This window comes from Rhizobium sp. S96, from assembly GCF_030382195.1.
Lineage (GTDB): Bacteria > Pseudomonadota > Alphaproteobacteria > Rhizobiales > Rhizobiaceae > Rhizobium.
Window position 1 is genome coordinate 1 of record NZ_JAUDRY010000033.1, and the last position, 17,125, is coordinate 17,125.

Sequence of the window (17,125 nt, forward strand, 5' to 3'; positions counted from 1 at the left end):
TTTGCCGACCTGTTTAACACTAGCTACTAACCTATAGCAAAACCGCTTCTAGCGGTTCAAGCGCAGCGTTTCAAACCTCCACCTCTGGTGGAGGTCATGACTTACGCATCGCTGGCTGTTAGATCGACCGCAGCGTCCAGTCGACGATCTGGCTCGCCACTGCCGAGAACGCACGATCGAGCGCCTTCACGTAGCCATCGTTTGATCCCCCGCCGGCGGGCACCGCCTGCCTGAAGACCTTTTGTGTGCGCACGGAACCATTGCGATCGTTGAGGATCTTGGCGGAGATCTCGACCACGGCCTGGCTGCCGTTGCCGGCACGCACCTCGAACGCACGGATATCGGTTACGACCTGATAGTCGATCGCAAGCCCCTGCCCCGGAATGCCCACACCGGTGAGCTTGCCTGAGTTCTCGTAGGCCTGGACCAGCTTGGCCTGCACCATGCGGGGCAGCTTATCGCCCCACTGCGCCTTGGCCAGATATTGGATCTCTGACGGAGACACCCGGACCACGATCTGGTCGCTGTCCAGCGGCTTGAGCGCCGTCGGCAGCTGGACCAGGATCTGGCGACCTTTTGCGGATGGCCCGCTGCCGGTCGCCGTTGCGGACAGATCATAGGTATTGTTCTTGGCGGACGTTCCGCAGCCCACAAGCGCAGCGGCCAGCAGCGGCATGGCGATCGCGGTCCTCAACAGCCACGAACGGCGCACCAACAAATCCGATACAGCCATATGCTGACTTCCCCTCTTACCGCCGCGTCCGGCCGTCAAATTGCTTTACTGTGTCGCCGCCGAAGATCAGCCGCTGCGGATTTTGGTCAAAATTGCTGATCGCGTCGTTCAAGTTCTGAACGGTCGAGCGCGTATCGTTGATCAGCGACTGTACGTCGCGCAGTCCGCCGCTCGAGAATTTCTGCAGATTATCCGCGATCGGGCCGATGCGAGCGTTCAGGTTGTCCGCGACCTTCTTAAAGGAATCCAGCGTATCGCGCGCCTGGGTGAACAGCGACTGTGTGCTGTCGGAACCAAGCAATGTATCGAGCTTCGCCATGATGCCGTCGACACGGGTCGAAGCGGCGTTCAGCTTGCTGGCCATCTGCGTCACGTTCTGGATCGTCTGGTCGATGTCCTTCTGGTGGGAAGAAACGGTATTCGCCACATCCTTGATCGAGGCGACGGCGACGCGCGCATCCTTTGTCGCCTGAGCGATATCGTCGACCGATCCCTTGACCTTTGCCGGGTCGATCTGCGCGACGAGCGTATCGACCTTGTCGAGTGTTGCCTGGGCCTTCTTGCCGACCTCGTTATAGGTCGAAGCCGTTTCCTGGAACTTTTGAATGGCGCCCTTCAGGTCGCCGGATGCATTGGCGACGTCGTCGCTGACCTTCTCCGCATTCGCGAGAATATGGTCGATCTTCTTGGCGTCCACAGCCTTGACCAGTGCCTCGACAGCCTCAAGCGTGGAATCCACCCGGCCGGAAACCTTGCGAACGGTATTGGACAGATCGCCAACGCTCTGCAGGAAGGAATCGATGTTTCCTGAATTCTTTGCGAGTGCGTCCGAGAAGGTCTCGGCATTCTGCAGGGTCTTGGTCAGCGGCCCTCGTGCATCCTTTACGAATCCCTGCACCTGGCCGACGGCGTCATTCGCGCGATCGAGGATCTTGTCTGCGGTCGCAAGCAGGTTCGTGACGCTTGATTGCTCGGCGACGATCACCGCGCGCTTCCCGGTCGCAAGAGACTCCTGCACGATGTTCTTGTCGCCCACGCGGCCGCCGGAGAGCTCGATATAGGCCGCGCCTGTGAGGCCCTGGATTTCAAGAATGGCCTTTGTGGAGGGATAAATTGGTGCATCCACGCGTACTTCGGTGAACGCCAACGAGAATTGGGGATCGTCGGCATCGATCGAAAGCGATTTGACCGAGCCGACCTGAATACCGTTGAAACGCACCGGAGAGCCGACGCTGAGCCCGTTCGCCGAGCCCGGAATGCGTACGATCAGTTCAGCCATCGGGCCGCCCCGACCGTATTCGGCCATCCAGTAGACAAAGCCGAACGCGGCCGCGATCACGAGCACCGTGAAAAAGCCGACAATCGTGTAATTTGCTTTGGTTTCCATTCCGGTTATTTCCCGCGGCTATCTTGCGCCGGCCTGTCGTGGGCGGCGGTGTGGCTGTCCTGCGGCACGATGGAGCGCGCGCGTTTGCCCTTGAAATAGGCCTGAACCCACGGATCATCGTAGGCCAGCATGTCCTCTACGGTCCCCTCCACCATCACGCGCTTCTTACCGAGCACCGCAATGCGATCGCAAACCGAAAACAGGCTGTCGAGGTCATGGGTCACCATGTAGACGGTCAGGCCGAGCGTATCGCGAAGCTTGGCGATAAGTTCGTCGAACTCGGCAGCACCGATCGGGTCCAGGCCGGATGTCGGCTCGTCCAGGAACACCAGTTCCGGATCCAGCGCCAGCGCACGCGCAAGGGCGGCGCGCTTGATCATGCCGCCCGAGAGCTCCGACGGGTATTTGTCGGCGGCGTCGGCAGCAAGGCCGACCAGGCGGATCTTCAGATGCGCGAGCTCGTCCATCAGCGACGTCGGAAGGTCCAGATACTCGCGCATCGGCACCTGGATGTTTTCCTTCACCGTCAACGACGAGAACAACGCGCCCTGCTGAAAGAGAACGCCGAGACGCATATCCAGCGAGTTGCGCTGCTGTTCGTTCAGTTCATCGAAGTCCTGGCCGAGAATCTTGATCTGGCCTGACTGTCGCGGCAGCAGGCGCAACACCGTGCGCATAAGCACTGACTTGCCGGCACCCGACGCGCCGACGAAACCAAGGATCTCGCCGCGGTAGATGTCGAGATTCAGCTTGTCGAGGACGATCTTCGACCCGAAGCCGACGGTGACGTCGCGCGCTGAAAGCACGATGTCCCGCTCCTCTTCTCGTGTCGTCGTCACTTGTTCGTCCACGTCCGATCCCTAGAAATTGATAGCCGCATAGAACATGGCAAAAAGCCCGTCCATGAGAATGACCACGAAGATCGCCTTCACCACAGCAGCCGTCACATGCTGACCGAGCGACTCAGCACTACCACCCACTTTTAAGCCTTCGACGGCCGCAACGATACCGATAACAAGCGCCATGAACGGCGCCTTGATCATGCCGGACAGCACAGTCGACAGCGTGATGGCCTCATGCAGGCGTGCCAGGAAGTTCGCGAAAGTGATGCCCGAATAGGCCCAGGCAACCACAGCAGCGCCGAACAGGGAGGCAAAATTGGCAATGACGGTCAGCAGCGGCAGGGCGACGGTGAGCGCAACGAGGCGCGGGAAAATCAGGACGCCGACCGGGTTGAGCCCCATGACCTTCAGCGCGTCGACTTCCTCACGCATCTTCATCGAACCGATTTCAGCGGTGATCGCGCTGCCCGAGCGGCCCGCGATCATGATGGCCGTCAGCAAGACGCCGATTTCGCGTAGCTGCAGAATACCGACGAGGTCGACCACGAAGACTTCGGCGCCGAAATACCGAAGCTGGAAGGCCCCCTGCTGGGCGATAATCGCCCCAATGAGGAAGGACATCAGCAGAATGATCGGCACGGCGCGTACGCCCATGTGGTCGATCTGGTTGACGATGGAGGCAGGCGAAACGCCGCTGCCGCGGCCGAACTTCATCTGCGCACCGCGAACGGCCGACCCGAGGATGTACATCGCCGCGGCGAGGTTGTTCCAGATGTCGTAGGTGATCTTGCCGATGGGGGCAAATACCCGCTGCGCCAGAGATTGCTTGGGGCCAGGCTCCTGCTTCTGTTCGGCGGGTTCTTCCGAGAAGGACGCAATCAACTCGTCGATATGAGGACTGCTGCCTTCGAACCGTACGTTGCCGCCGCCCGCTTCAACCTGTTTCTTCAACCGGCAAAGCAGCCAGACACCGGCGGTATCGATATCGGTGACAGCCGATAGATCCAGCGTGACATCCCCGCTGCCGCGCACCGCAAGCTTCTCGAAATCGTTGAGGACAAGGTGGACGTTGGCGCTTCGCCAGTTTCCCTCGAGATGGACGTGCTTACCAGAACCATTGGCTTGGTCGTCCACATGCAGTGAGGCGGCGTTACGGTTTTCGGATTTCAAAACGCTTGTGTCTTTCAAGGCTTACGGCGACATTGCCGACTCGCGAACAATGGTTCGCCGCTCGCGTTCACTATACCGAAGCCACACCAGATTTCCATGCGTGCAGGATTGCAAATATGCCACGGTCGCTCGAAATTAGAACAGACTCCTTCCCCATCGCAGGGACGTTTACGATCTCGCGCGGCGCCAAGACGTCGGCGGAGGTCATTGCCTGCATCGTCACCGAAAACGGCGTTTCTGGCTGGGGCGAGTGCGTTCCCTACCGTCGTTACGGCGAGACCATGGAAAGTGTTGCGGCGCAGATCGAGGCCGCGAAGCCGCTGGTGGAGGCAGGGATTTCGCTTGCCGATCTCCAAAGGGCGATGCCTCCGGGAGCCGCGCGCAATGCCGTCGACTGTGCCCTTTGGGATCTTCGAGCCAAGCAATCGGGAACCTCGGTGGCGGCGACCCTCGGTTTGTCGGAACCGCGCCCGCTGACGACCGCGTACACGATTTCGCTTGGTGAACCTGACGTGATGGCCGAGCAGGCACGCGCAAACGCGGGCCGCGCCTTGTTGAAGGTCAAGGTCGGTACTGGCGACGATGAGAGCCGAATTCGCGCCGTCAGGGCGGCCGCCCCCGATGCCGCTATCATTCTCGACGCCAATGAAGGCTGGCCGGAAGCGACGCTTGAACATCATCTGCGTGTTTCCGCCGAGGCGGGCGTCGCCCTCGTGGAACAGCCCCTTCCCGCGGGCAAGGATGAAATGCTGGCCGTGATCGATCATCCGCTCCTGATCTGCGCCGACGAAAGCGTCCATCACGCCGGCGATCTCGCCAGCCTTCGCGACCGCTACGATGCTATCAACATCAAGCTCGACAAGACAGGTGGCTTGACCGAGGCGCTCGTGATGAAGCGCGAAGCGCAGCGCCTGGGCTTCAAGATCATGCTGGGCTGCATGGTCGGAACATCGCTTGCGATGGCACCAGCGGTCCTGCTTGCCCAGGACGTGGAGTTCGTCGATCTCGATGGGCCCCTGCTTCTTGCGCGGGACCGCGAGCCCGGTCTTCGCTACACGGCATCGCTCGTCTGGCCGCCAGAAGCGAGCCTCTGGGGCTGAAGATAGTAGGCAACAATGATAAGGCCGAGGCCCAGCAGGGCGGCGGTGGCCATCACGTAGTAGCTGGCAAGACCGAGAATGGCGTAGATGTATCCCGATGCGATCGTCATCAGCGCCATGAACATGCCGTTGTAGAAGAAGTAGGCGCCTTGGGCCGACGATTCCTGCGTTTCCTGAACGCTGGCCACGATTCTCCGCTGCACGCCAGTGTGGACGAAAGCGAAGCTGAAGGCGTGGAGACATTGCAGCAGGAAGAAGCCGACAAATCCCCAGTGCAGCGGGAAGAGGATCCAGCGACAGATACAGACGCCGGCACCGAAGCGGATGAGCGTCCAGGCATCGAAACGCCGGCTGAGGCGCCTCGACAGGAAGAAGACCGTGACTTCGGCGGCCACCCCCGCGCTCCACAGCACGGCGATCTCCGTGCCGGAGAAGCCGAGATCCCGCCAGTAGATCGATGCGAACGTATAGAGCAACGCGTGGCTGGACTGCTGGATGGCGACGCCGAGCAGGAGAACCAGCAGATGCGGCTGCCGGAGCGAACTGCCGGTTGCCGCGGGAATATCGACCGGTGTGCCGCGCCGGCGCGTCGGGCCGATCCGTGGACAGTACATCGCCATGACCATCGTCATCACGAATCCGAAGATCATCACCGGCAACACCATTTCGCCGCCCCAGCGGCCGATCAGCTGGCCGCCGATCAGGGTCGAGACGATGAAAGCAATCGACCCCCAGACGCGCATCGAGCCGTAGTCGAGGCCCCAGCGGCGGACGCCGGAGATGACGATCGATTCCACCACCGGAATATAGGGTGAAAAAGTCCCGCCCTGGATGGTGTATACGATCAGAACCGGCCAGAACGTCGTCGTCCAGTAGAGGGCGATCGCCGTCAGCAGTGAAAGCCCACCGGAAAACAGAAGAACGTCCGCACGCTCCTTCATCCGGTCCGCGTACATCGCGACAATGGGTGCGACCAGCACGCGCACGATCATGGGCACGGCAAGGATGAGGCCGATTTCATGGTCGGTGAATTTGTGAAGTGCCAGCCAGACTGGAAAGAAGGGCAAGGCAACGCCGTTCACAAGGAGAGGCGCGCAATATGACAGCGCGCTTAGCAATCGGAAGCGCGGTGGCGCGCCCTCTCCCCTGGAGAGATTTTGAACGGGAATCATGGGTAGACCTGAAGGAAACTGACCGTTGCCTAACACGTCAACCTAAGGGCGACTATGGCAAGAAATAGCCCGCCCAAACCGATTTCAAAAATAATTGGGAGCTGTCGCGCGGACGCAACGCCCGAAGGGTATGTTTCCGAAAGAGATGTGCCGAGACGGCCTGCTTACGCGGCCTGCTGCGCGAGTTCCGGCTTCTGGTGTTCGATGGCAAGCGTGATGGGTTGGGCGTCGGCCATCGTGCGCCATTCGATCAATTCGAACGTGCCGTCCATGTGTTCGACGATTGCCGTGCAGCTTTCAACCCAGTCGCCGGTGTTGATGTAGCGAATGCCGTCCATGTCCTCCATCACGGCGTGATGAATGTGCCCGCAGATCACGCCGTCGGCGTCGTGCTTGCGCGCCTCGTCCGCAACGACCTTCTGGAACTCGCCGATGAAGTTCACCGCATGCTTCACCTGCAGCTTGGCCCAGGCGGAGAAAGACCAGTAAGGCATTCCAAGGCGTCTGCGAACGGCGGCAAGGCCGACATTGATCATGATCGCCATGTCGTAGGCCCAGTCGCCGAGATAGGCGAGCAGCCGCGCATTGCGAACGACGACGTCGAACTCGTCGCCGTGAAGGACGAGATACTTCTTGCCGTCAGCGGCCTCGTGCATCATCCGTTCGGCGACTTCGATGCCGCCGAAGTGCATGCCGGGAAAGTCGCGGAGGAATTCATCGTGATTGCCGGGAATGTAGATGACGCGGGTGCCTTTGCGCGCCTTGCGCAGCAGTTTCTGCACGACGTCGTTACAATCTTGCGGCCAGTACCAGCTGCGCTTCAGGCGCCAGCCATCGACAATATCGCCGACGAGATAGACGGTGTCGGCCTCGTGATACTTGAGGAAATCGAGCAGAAAATCCGCCTTTGCGGCCTTCGAGCCGAGATGTACGTCGGAAATAAAGAGCGTACGGAAGTGACGGGTATCCATATTATCCTTCACAAGCATCCTGCCCGTGTCCCTGGTTCATCTGTGTCTCTGAAAACCAGAGTCGTGTTTCAGGAAGATGACATCCCCTCTCCCTGCCTGTTTTTACACAGCGGTCCCAAGGTCTCGAAACCATGGTTCAAATTGAGCAATTTTCGAAAATTTGACTGTCCAGCGGTTGCGTTTGATGTATTGAAGGCCACCAAAGACAGCATGCGACAGCCCGGAGACGACGATGGATCATCACGAAAAATCCAAGACGGAAGCGAATACGGCAGGCGGAAGCCTCGATGAGCAGGCACTGTTCTTCCACCGCTACCCCCGTCCCGGAAAACTCGAGATCCAGGCCACCAAGCCACTCGGCAACCAGCGCGACCTCGCGCTCGCCTATTCGCCCGGTGTTGCTGCTCCCTGCCTCGCCATTCGCGACAACCCGGAGACGGCTGCGGACTATACCTCACGCGCAAATCTCGTGGCGGTCATCTCCAACGGCACCGCGGTGTTGGGCCTGGGCAATATCGGCCCCCTGGCATCGAAGCCGGTGATGGAAGGCAAGGCGGTCCTCTTCAAGAAGTTCGCCAACATCGACGTTTTCGATATCGAAGTGGATGCTACAAGCGTCGATCAGATGGTCTCCACGGTCGCGTCGCTGGAGCCGACCTTCGGCGGTATCAACCTCGAGGACATCAAGGCGCCCGAATGTTTCGAGATCGAGCGCCAGCTTCGCGAAAAGATGAAGATCCCGGTCTTCCACGATGACCAGCACGGTACCGCCATCATCGTTGCCGCGGCTATCCTGAATGGCTTGGAACTGGCCGGCAAGAAGATCGAAGAGGTCAAGATCGTCGCCTCCGGCGCCGGTGCTGCGGCACTTGCCTGCCTCAACCTTCTCGTCACGCTCGGCGCGAAGCGCGAGAACATCTGGGTCCACGACCTCGAAGGCCTCGTCTACGAAGGCCGCGTCGAGTTGATGGACGAATGGAAGAGCGTCTACGCGCAGAAGAGCGATACCCGCACGCTCGCCGAAAATATCGGCGGTGCCGATGTCTTCCTCGGTCTCTCCGCTGCCGGCGTGCTGAAGCCGGAGCTGCTGGCCCAGATGGCTGACAAGCCGCTGATTATGGCGCTTGCCAATCCAAACCCCGAAATCATGCCGGATCTCGCCCGCGCCGCCCGCCCGGATGCGATGATCTGCACGGGGCGTTCGGACTTCCCGAACCAGGTCAACAACGTCCTCTGCTTCCCGTACATCTTCCGCGGCGCTCTCGATTGCGGCGCCGTCACAATCAACGAGGAAATGAAGATGGCGGCCGTTCGCGCCATCGCCGCCCTTGCCCGCGAAGAACCGTCTGACGTCGCCGCTCGCGCCTATTCCGATGAGACGCCGATCTTCGGACCCAACTACCTGATCCCCTCGCCGTTCGATCCGCGCCTCATCCTCCGCATTGCCCCGGCTGTCGCCAAGGCTGCGGCGGAGAGCGGTGTGGCCGTCCGCCCGATCACGGATTTCGATGCCTACCTCGACCAGTTGAACCGCTTTGTCTTCCGCTCCGGCTTCGTGATGAAGCCGATCTTTGCCGCTGCGAAGAACGCGGACCGGAAACGGGTGATCTTCTCCGAAGGCGAAGACGAGCGCGTATTGCGCGCCGCCCAGGTGCTGCTTGAGGAAGGCATTGCCAAGCCGATCCTCATCGGCCGTCCGCAGGTCATCGAGACCCGTCTGAAGCGCTACGGCCTGCGCATCCGGCCGCTGTCCGATTTCGACGTGATCAACCCGGAAGACGATCCGCGGTTCCGTGAATATGTCGATCTCTATCTGTCGCTCGTTGGCCGCCGCGGCGTCATCCCCGAAGCCGCCCGTACCATCGTGCGCACGAACACCACCGTGATCGGTGCCCTTGCCCTGAAGCGCGGTGAAGCCGACGCACTGATCTGTGGTCTTGAGGGCCGCTATGAGAAGCACCTGCGCGACGTGCGCCAGATCGTGGGAAAACGGAAGGATGTTCGCGACTTCTCGGCGCTCAGCCTCTTGATTTCGCAGCGCGGCGCGACCTTCTTCACCGACACGTACGTCACCTTCAATCCGACGGCAGAGGAGGTCGCGGAATCGGCGGTTCTGGCAGCCGAGGAAATCAAGCGTTTCGGCATCACGCCGCGCGTCGCCCTCGTTTCCCATTCGAATTTCGGCTCTCGCGAGTCCGAAAGCGCGACGAAGATGCGTACGGCTCTGAGCCTTGTTCGCGAAAGCGCGCCGATGCTTGAGGTCGATGGCGAAATGCATGGCGAAAGCGCGATCACCGAGACGCTGCGAAAGCGCGTCATGCCGGATACCACACTCCACGACGAAGCGAACCTCCTGGTGTTCCCGAACCTCGACGCGGCCAACATCACGCTCGGTGTGGTGAAGTCGATGACAGACGGCCTTCATGTCGGCCCGATCCTTCTCGGTGCGGCGCTGCCGGCTCATATTCTTGCGCCGTCGGTTACCTCGCGCGGTGTGGTCAACATGGCAGCGCTCGCCGTGGTCGAGGCCTCTCAGCCAGCCTGAGTGGTCGAAACCGGGAAAATGCTTTAGGATTCCGACGGCAGCTTGTTAAGACAAACAAGCTAAGACAAGGGGCGGCGATATGCGTCGCCCCGAACTGGTATTTGCTCATTTACGGGACGATGCCTTGAACCGCCGGAACCTGTCTCTCACGCTGCTGATAGCCCTCTCGACGACGCCCGCTTTTGCGCAAGTCGCACCGATCTGCGGCGAGCTGCGCGCACGACTTGCCGATCTGCCGCAGGTGATCGGCAGCAACCCGGAAGTCCGGCGCTTTGCAAGCGCCATCGCCGAGCAGAACCTTGAGCTTCGCAAGGTGAGAGGCGACTTGCGGCGCAACGGCTGCACTTCGGGAAGCATGGTGGTCATCGGCGGTGACGATGCGGATTACTGCAGCGAGCTCGAGCAGGCCGAAGCCAGGATGGCCGACAATATCCGCTACCTCCAGGACCGACGCGACGAACTGCGCTCACAGAGCGAGGATACGCGGACCCGCAACGAGCTGATGGCCGCGCTCGACGCCAATAGTTGCAACGAGGAGCCGACCGTCAGCGACGATCCTCAATATGCCGAGCCACCGAGCGTCGAAGATCAGGCGATGCACAACGATACCTTCATTCCGCTCGGAGGGAGCCCAGGCCGCAGGTTTTATGGTGGCGTCGGCACGCAAGGCCTTTCCCACCTCAATACCGTCTGCGTACGGACCTGCGATGGCGGGTTCTTCCCGATCAGCTCGAATGCGACCTCATTCGACTTCGCCCGCGACGCCGATACCTGCTCGAAGATGTGCCCCGGGGTCGATACCGAGCTCTTCTATCATGACGTTTCGAACACCGAGACGTCGAACATGACGTCGACGACATCGGGCGCCCCCTACAGCGCGTTGCCCAATGCCTTTGCCTATAAGAAGCGCAAGCCGGGCGAGAAGTCGTCCTGCACCTGCGATCTCCCGGCCTATTACGAACGCATGCGGAAAAATCAGTCGGCCGTCAGTGAACCTCCGCAAAAAGGCTCGATCACGACGATACAGACCGCGAAGCCGACGCCCGCCCCCGCGACCGCGTCTGCCCCGCAGGCGAGCGTGCCGGATCGGCCCTACGAGCCACAGAGCGGCAAGGTGCGGCAGGTCGGCCCGCAGTTCCTCGCCGGCGATCAGGAAACGATCGATCTGAAGCACCCGTTGGCCCCCGGCGCCCAGCCGCAACAGCAGTGACGCTCACGAAGCGTCCTCCGTTCGCCCCCACGCATCGTTGAAGATCAGGTCTGAGAGCGGCACACGTTGCCGCCAGCCTTTGATCGCGAGTTCCGGCTGGTCGTAGAGCTGGTCGACATAGCCGATGCAGAGCCAGGCGACGATTTCGACCCGTTCCGGGACGCCGAGTATCTGTTTCAGCTCCGCCTCGTGGAAGATGCTGACCCAGCCGACACCGATGCCTTCCGCCCGCGCGGCAAGCCACAGGTTCTGGACGGCGCAAACGGTGGAATAGGAATCCATGCGCCGATTGTGTGTTCGCCCGAGCACCACGTCGCCACATCGGTCCGGATCACAAGTGATGCAGATTCCGAGAGGCGCACTCCGGATGCCTTCCAGCTTCAGCGCACGATATGCCGCCTGCTGTTGACCGGAGAACATCTCTGCGGCCTCGATATTGGCGCGATTGAAAGCCTCCCATACGCGGAGCCTCACGTCCTGGTCACGCACCAGGATGAAATTCCAGGGCTGCATGAAGCCGACCGAAGGCGCGTGGTGCGCGGCCGCAAGCAGCCGCCTGACAGCGTCGTCAGGTAACGGGTCCGGCAGGAACTGGGATCGAACATCCCGTCTGGTTTCGATTGCCTTGTAAACGGCCGCACGTTCATCGGCTGAAAAGGCACCGGCTCTCGATAGAGAGCCAGATTTGTCTGGTCGCATCGTCAATCCCCAACAATACAACCGCCCGCCGTCCGCGCGGGTCAGTCTATGATTGTCGGGCCGGTCTTCTGACTTGGCGTCATCCGTCTGCAGCGCCTTCCCGGCGCAAGCCAGTGGCATATCAAGCGGCAGACGTCGGCCTTACAGCGTTGGGCACGTTCCGGTCTTTCACCGAATTCCCGATTCTCCCGCCGCTTGGCGGGCACCCGACGCGCGTTCTATGTCCCGAAACGAAGACAAAGGCAATCGTTCAATCCGGTACCGGGAAGTAGCGGACATACGCGAACTCGTCACCATTCGGTGACCAGTTCGGAACGTTAATCGTCCCCTGCCCGCCGAAGAGCTCGAACAGCGTTGTCAGGTTGTTGCCATCCATGTCCATCATCCGGAGCCGGACATTCAGGTCGCGCGGGTGGTCGAACACATCAGGGTCGTAGGAGAGGATCAGAACCCGGTCGTTGTCGGGCGACGGATGAGCAAACCAGTTGCCGTAGTCGTCCTGCGTAACCTGCTCGAGCCCCGTGCCATCCGGGTGGATGCGCCAAATCTGCATCAGGCCGGTGCGGCTTGAGTTGAAGTAGATCCAGCGGCCGTCGGCGGAGTAATCAGGACCATCGTTGCGTCCCTCTCCGTGGGTCAGGCGCCGCTCTTCGCCACCCTCGACCGAAATCGTGTAGATATCGAAGACGTCGTTGCGGATGCCGCAATAGGCGAGTTCCTTCCCGTCTGGCGACCAGCCATGCCAGTAAGACGGAAGGTTCGGGGTGACCAGGCGCGGCGTGCCGCCTTCGATCGGCAGGACATAGATCGCCGATTTGCCGAACTCGGTCTTGTCCGAGATGACGATCTGCGTTCCATCAGGCGAGATGCCGTGATCATTGTTGCACTGGACGGCGAAGCCGGTATCCAATCTCTCGAAGCCGCCTGAGCCGTCGAGGGCGAGGCGATAGAGCAGCCCGTCGCCGTTGAGCAGCAGATAGCTCCCGTCGGGCGAGAAATTCGGTGCCTCGACAAGCTTGTCGGTTTGCCAGACAATCCGGGCAGTGCCCGTTCGAACGTTGTAGATCTCCACGGAACTGCGCACGCCAAGCCTCCTCAAACTCAAACCGGTCCCTGACCTACGCGACCGATTGATTGGGCGCAAGAAAACTCTCGGCAGCTACCTTGCCCCGCACCGGCGATGGCCCTTCCGTTCAGCCTCTTCGGGCATCAACAAAATGCGAGAACTGCAGGAAACTAAAACGGTTCATCTAGCGTTCATGACCAAGATGTGACAGTTCGGTGAAGGTTTTATGATATTGGAGTTTCACCGTTGATCGCGCAAGTTTTAAGGTCCGGAGCGGCGTCTCGTGTCGCGTCGTTCTACGCTGGCGCGGGTGAAGGTCGTGCCTCCATATCGCGCGGCGCTGTGGGGACCGCCCTTTCTGCGCTGATTGCGCTTCTTGCAACGATTACGGTCGAAATGATCGCACGCGGTGGTGTTGGCGACGTGGGGACATTCCTCACCTCGACGGCCCGTCCCGGTATGACCACCGTGGTGATGCTGACGGTGCTGATGCTCACCCTCGATGCGGCTTTCGGTCGGCGCTTTCTATCCGCCTTGATCGTCCTGCCGCTGGTGATCGTTCCCGCCTTCGTTTCCAATCAGAAGCAGCACTACCTCTCCGATCCTCTCTATCCGTCGGATATCCTGTTCGGTCGGCAGATCATGGAGCTTCTGCCTGTCATGGTGCGCGAGCGACCGGTCACGGCGATTGTCCTGGCAATGGGTATTCTGCTGTCGCTGGCCGGCATGGTCTTCGCCTGGCGCTTTGCCTGGCGGCATTTCCCCAAACTGCAGAGCAAGGCGCGTGTCAGGTGCCTTTGCCTCGGCCTGCCCGTGGTCGCCGCCTTCGGCTCGCTGATGGACTACTCGCAATACTCCTGGATCCGCGATCGCCTGCAGGTCGTGCCGATGATGTGGGATCAGAAGGAAAATTACCGCAGCAACGGTTTCATACTCGCCTTCATCTTCAACGTCCCGATGGCCGACGTCGCCGCACCCGCAGGCATTGGCCCGCAGGCCTTGGACGCCATTCCGGCACGCAACTACGGATATCTCAGCGGCCCGAGCGAAAAGCCGGATGTCATCATGGTGATGAGCGAGTCCTTCTGGGATCCGACACGCCTGAAGACGCTGAAGCTGTCGGCCGATCCGATGCCGAACATCCGTGCCGCCCAGTCGGGCCATGTCTTCTCGCCGGAGTTCGGCGGCATGACCGCCAACGTCGAGTTCGAGGCGCTCACCGGCTTCTCGAACGCATTCCTGCCCTATGGCAGCATTCCCTATCAGCAGTATATCCGTAACGACATTCCCTCACTGGCGACCTTCTTCCGCGGGCAAGGCTATGCCGCTCGCGCACTGCATCCCTTCAGCGGCTGGTTCTGGAACCGCAACGAGGTCTACAAGGACTTCGGCTTCGAGGAGTTCCGTAGCGAGGAAACGATGCCGGCGATGGAAAAGCGCGGCATTTTTGCCTCCGACGATGCGCTGATGAAGGAGATCATGCAGGAGGCGGATGGGATGGATCGCCCCTTATTCTTCTTCGCTGTCACCCTGCAGGGACATGGTCCTTACGAGCCCAATCGCTACAGCAAGAACACGATCGACATCCAGGGCGCCGGCCTGACCGATTCAGATCGTGCGACGCTCGGTACCTATACGCAGGGCGTGAAGGAGGCTGACGACAGCTTCAAGATGCTCACGGACTGGGCGAGCAAGCGCGAACGCGAAACCATCATCGTGCTCTGGGGCGATCATCTGCCGCCACTCGGGAGCGTGTACATGGATACTGGCTATATGCCTGATCAGGTCGCAACCCGTAAGGCATCCGTCAGCGTGATGAAGCAGGAGCACGAGACACCGCTCGTTATCTGGTCCAACAAGAAGGGCGTGAAGTCCAATGTCGGAACGATCAGCCCCTCGCTGCTGCCCTATCACCTGCTGAAATTCGCAGGCTACGAGCACCCCTATTACACCGGCTTCCTCGGTCGCGTTCAGAAGAAGTATGCGGTTGTTGATCGCTATCAGCTGATCGCCCGCGACAACACCCCTTCGCCCGATTGGGTTCTTAACCCCAAGAACCTGGATCCACTGGTGCGAGACTATCGCTATCTCCAGCATGACATCATGTTCGGAAAGGCGCAGTCCCTCGAGCGCTTCTTCCCGCAGCATGCCTGGCTGAACAGCGCCGGCTTGTGACGGCAATGCGGGGCTGACCGCATTGCAATTTGACATGAGAACGGAATACTTCGCCCCGAAGCAAAACAATGCATCGGGAGTCGATCCATGCACAATCTATCCGATTTCGTACACCATCATTTCGATAAGTCCACGGGCGAACTCAGTGAGATCGAGAAGCGTGTTCTCGCCAAGGCGCATGAGCGCAAGATCATCTCGACGAACGTCAATGCCGCCTTGCAGGCAAAGGCATCCGTCGGCGAACGCCTGGCGGATTCGATAGCCCGTGTCGGTGGTTCCTGGGGCTTCATCACCGGCTTCCTAGCTTTTCTTGTGGTCTGGTGCGTGGCCAACACCATCGTGCTCGCGACCGGGGCATTCGATCCCTATCCGTTTATCTTCCTGAACCTTGTGCTCTCAATGCTTGCGGCCATTCAGGCTCCGATCATCATGATGTCGCAGAACCGTCAGGCCGAACGGGACCGCTTCGAGGCTGCGAAGGATTACGAGGTAAACCTCAAGGCGGAGCTGGAGGTATTGTCGCTGCATCAGAAGATCGACATGCAGGTTCTGACAGAGATCGCGGCCATGCGCGAAGAGCTTGGCAGGCTTTCGCAACGCCTCACGAACTGAATACCGCCCTTACTGGACGATTTAACTATATCGAGCGATCAGCAAGAGAGCGTGCGCATCGTCCATTGAAAAAGTGCAGTAAGTGTAAGAGGAGAGCGGCGAGGATATACCCGCTAGGCTGAGCAGACATGGATGAGACTTGCCGCACCATTCCCCGCACCGTTCCAAGCGGGAAGGTTCATACTCGTGAGGAAATCCTTCACCATCCCGCATTCCCGTCGGTCGAACGCCAGATCGCCCTGCATCTCATCGGCATCCACAAGCGGGCACCACGCCTCGCCCGTCTTGTGGCCTCCCATCGCAAATGGCTCCTGACGCACTCATTGTTTGCCATGAACATAGGCCGTGACCGGTCAGATCCTACGTCAGGGCTGACTGCAAGCCGATTGATGCAGGTCGCGACCGATCTCAAGGTAGCGAGCAAGAACACCGCGGCATCCTTCCTCTCTGAGCTGCTGGCATACAAGTTTCTGCGCGACGTTCCTGACGAGAGCCCCGATCGCCGGCTTCGGCGGCTGGAGACCACCGAGGTTAGCAACGAAGCCATGCTGTCCTGGTTCCTGGGGCACATGTCCTGCCTCGATCGTCTGGACGGCGGAAACCGCGCGGCGATGACAGCGGCGGAGCCGCGCCTCTTCCAGCTGGCCCAGCCGCATGCGGCGACCGCTCTGATCCATGAACCGGGCTGGAGAGACCCGCGCGACAGCATCGGTCATTTTCTCTGGTCCGAGGTCGGTGGGCTCATCTTGCACGAACTGATCAGCCGCCTGCCCGATGACGCCCGCGAGCACGAGCGGATCTATATCGAAGGTATCAGTTTGAGCGAACTTTGCACCGAGTTCGCGATCTCGCTGACGAATATCAAGCGGATGTTCAAGAAGGCAGAGGTTATGGGGTTGCTCGGCTGGGACGAACCCCGCAGCCGCGGCAAGCTCTGGCTGTCGCAGTCCTTCATCGAAGACTATTTCTACTGGCAATCCTTCAAGTTCGCCCAACTCGACCGATCGATCCATTGGGCGGCCACCAGGCTATGCGACGACAATCGGAAGAGTTGAGCGATAAGGCGGCCCACGTCGGCAGATTAGGTCGCAATGATTTATCGTGATGCACGTATCACGTTTATTATGTAATGCAAACTTAATATGTTTGCATGTACGCTTTGGTTGTTCTCACCCAGCTCTAGCTAGCTTAAGGGGTAGTGCAGATGAAGCGCATGAGGCATCTTCTTTTCAACACCCGTGGCGCGGCCGCAATCGAGTTTGCAATTGTCGCACCACTCTTTCTCCTCGTTGTCCTGACGCTGATCGCCTACGGGATCTATCTGAGCGCGGCGCATGCTTTGCAGCAGTTGACGGCCGACGCGGCACGCACTGCTGTCGCGGGCCTCTCCGAACAGGAACGGACCCAGCTGGTCAACAACTACATCACTATTTCCACACTGAA

General features: G+C 60.1%; 15 protein-coding genes and 1 riboswitch. Of the genes, 7 read left to right on the forward strand and 8 right to left on the reverse strand.

What is annotated here, in order from left to right:
• Positions 1-118: 118 nt before the first annotated feature.
• From QTL94_RS24270 to QTL94_RS24285, 4 genes are read right to left on the reverse strand one after another with little or no spacing between them, the layout of a single operon-like run.
• On the reverse strand, positions 119-733 hold the full coding sequence (locus tag QTL94_RS24270; protein ID WP_289803279.1) for an ABC-type transport auxiliary lipoprotein family protein: 615 nt from the start codon (positions 731-733) through the stop codon (positions 119-121).
• Between the two features lie 16 nt (positions 734-749).
• Positions 750-2,120 carry an MlaD family protein gene (locus QTL94_RS24275; protein WP_113523413.1) on the reverse strand — a complete coding sequence of 457 codons (1,371 nt, stop codon included), beginning with the start codon at positions 2,118-2,120 and terminating at the stop codon, positions 750-752.
• 5 nt (positions 2,121-2,125) lie between these two features.
• Complete coding sequence (locus QTL94_RS24280; protein ID WP_065692564.1) at positions 2,126-2,971, reverse strand: ABC transporter ATP-binding protein; 846 nt, start codon at positions 2,969-2,971, stop codon at positions 2,126-2,128.
• A 9-nt stretch (positions 2,972-2,980) separates the two neighbouring features.
• Positions 2,981-4,150 (reverse strand): ABC transporter permease, encoded by a 1,170-nt coding sequence (locus QTL94_RS24285; protein WP_289803280.1) that lies wholly within the window; start codon positions 4,148-4,150, stop codon positions 2,981-2,983.
• 98 nt (positions 4,151-4,248) lie between these two features.
• Here QTL94_RS24285 and dgcA point away from each other — a divergent pair, with 98 nt between their 5' ends.
• The gene (gene dgcA / locus QTL94_RS24290) at positions 4,249-5,232 is read left to right on the forward strand and encodes an N-acetyl-D-Glu racemase DgcA (protein WP_289803281.1); all 984 of its coding nucleotides are present in this window, start codon (positions 4,249-4,251) and stop codon (positions 5,230-5,232) included.
• Here the strand turns inward: dgcA and QTL94_RS24295 are convergent.
• Together QTL94_RS24295 and QTL94_RS24300 are read right to left on the reverse strand one after the other, a co-directional pair.
• On the reverse strand, positions 5,184-6,404 hold the full coding sequence (locus QTL94_RS24295) for an MFS transporter (protein ID WP_289803282.1): 1,221 nt from the start codon (positions 6,402-6,404) through the stop codon (positions 5,184-5,186). The two genes, dgcA and QTL94_RS24295, sit on opposite strands and share 49 nt — an antisense overlap.
• A gap of 164 nt (positions 6,405-6,568) precedes the next feature.
• Positions 6,569-7,393: a UDP-2,3-diacylglucosamine diphosphatase gene (locus QTL94_RS24300; protein WP_289803283.1), complete on the reverse strand. Its 825-nt coding sequence runs from the start codon at positions 7,391-7,393 to the stop codon at positions 6,569-6,571.
• A 214-nt stretch (positions 7,394-7,607) separates the two neighbouring features.
• Between QTL94_RS24300 and QTL94_RS24305 the strand changes: the two genes are divergently transcribed.
• Together QTL94_RS24305 and QTL94_RS24310 are read left to right on the forward strand one after the other, a co-directional pair.
• A complete protein-coding gene (locus QTL94_RS24305; RefSeq protein ID WP_289803284.1) occupies positions 7,608-9,920 on the forward strand; it encodes an NADP-dependent malic enzyme in 2,313 nt (770 codons plus the stop codon).
• A gap of 124 nt (positions 9,921-10,044) precedes the next feature.
• Positions 10,045-11,130, forward strand: a complete 1,086-nt coding sequence (locus QTL94_RS24310) for a DUF2865 domain-containing protein (RefSeq protein WP_289803357.1) — start codon at positions 10,045-10,047, stop codon at positions 11,128-11,130.
• Positions 11,131-11,133: 3 nt separating this feature from the next.
• Here the strand turns inward: QTL94_RS24310 and bluB are convergent, their stop codons facing one another.
• Together bluB and QTL94_RS24320 are read right to left on the reverse strand one after the other, a co-directional pair.
• On the reverse strand, positions 11,134-11,829 hold the full coding sequence (gene bluB / locus QTL94_RS24315) for a 5,6-dimethylbenzimidazole synthase (protein WP_289803285.1): 696 nt from the start codon (positions 11,827-11,829) through the stop codon (positions 11,134-11,136).
• A 41-nt stretch (positions 11,830-11,870) separates the two neighbouring features.
• Positions 11,871-12,054: riboswitch (cobalamin riboswitch) on the reverse strand.
• Between the two features lie 25 nt (positions 12,055-12,079).
• A complete protein-coding gene (locus QTL94_RS24320) occupies positions 12,080-12,913 on the reverse strand; it encodes a TolB family protein (RefSeq protein ID WP_289803286.1) in 834 nt (277 codons plus the stop codon).
• 228 nt (positions 12,914-13,141) lie between these two features.
• On the opposite strand from QTL94_RS24320, the gene QTL94_RS24325 reads away from it, so the two are divergent.
• From QTL94_RS24325 to QTL94_RS24340, 4 genes are all read left to right on the forward strand, one after another.
• Positions 13,142-15,070: an LTA synthase family protein gene (locus QTL94_RS24325; protein ID WP_289803287.1), complete on the forward strand. Its 1,929-nt coding sequence runs from the start codon at positions 13,142-13,144 to the stop codon at positions 15,068-15,070.
• Positions 15,071-15,157: 87 nt separating this feature from the next.
• The gene (locus tag QTL94_RS24330) at positions 15,158-15,682 is read left to right on the forward strand and encodes a DUF1003 domain-containing protein (RefSeq protein WP_289803288.1); all 525 of its coding nucleotides are present in this window, start codon (positions 15,158-15,160) and stop codon (positions 15,680-15,682) included.
• 128 nt (positions 15,683-15,810) lie between these two features.
• Positions 15,811-16,737, forward strand: a complete 927-nt coding sequence (locus QTL94_RS24335; RefSeq protein ID WP_289803289.1) for a hypothetical protein — start codon at positions 15,811-15,813, stop codon at positions 16,735-16,737.
• A gap of 149 nt (positions 16,738-16,886) precedes the next feature.
• Positions 16,887-17,125: TadE/TadG family type IV pilus assembly protein (locus tag QTL94_RS24340; protein ID WP_289803290.1), on the forward strand; the 239-nt coding region annotated here is incomplete at its 3' end.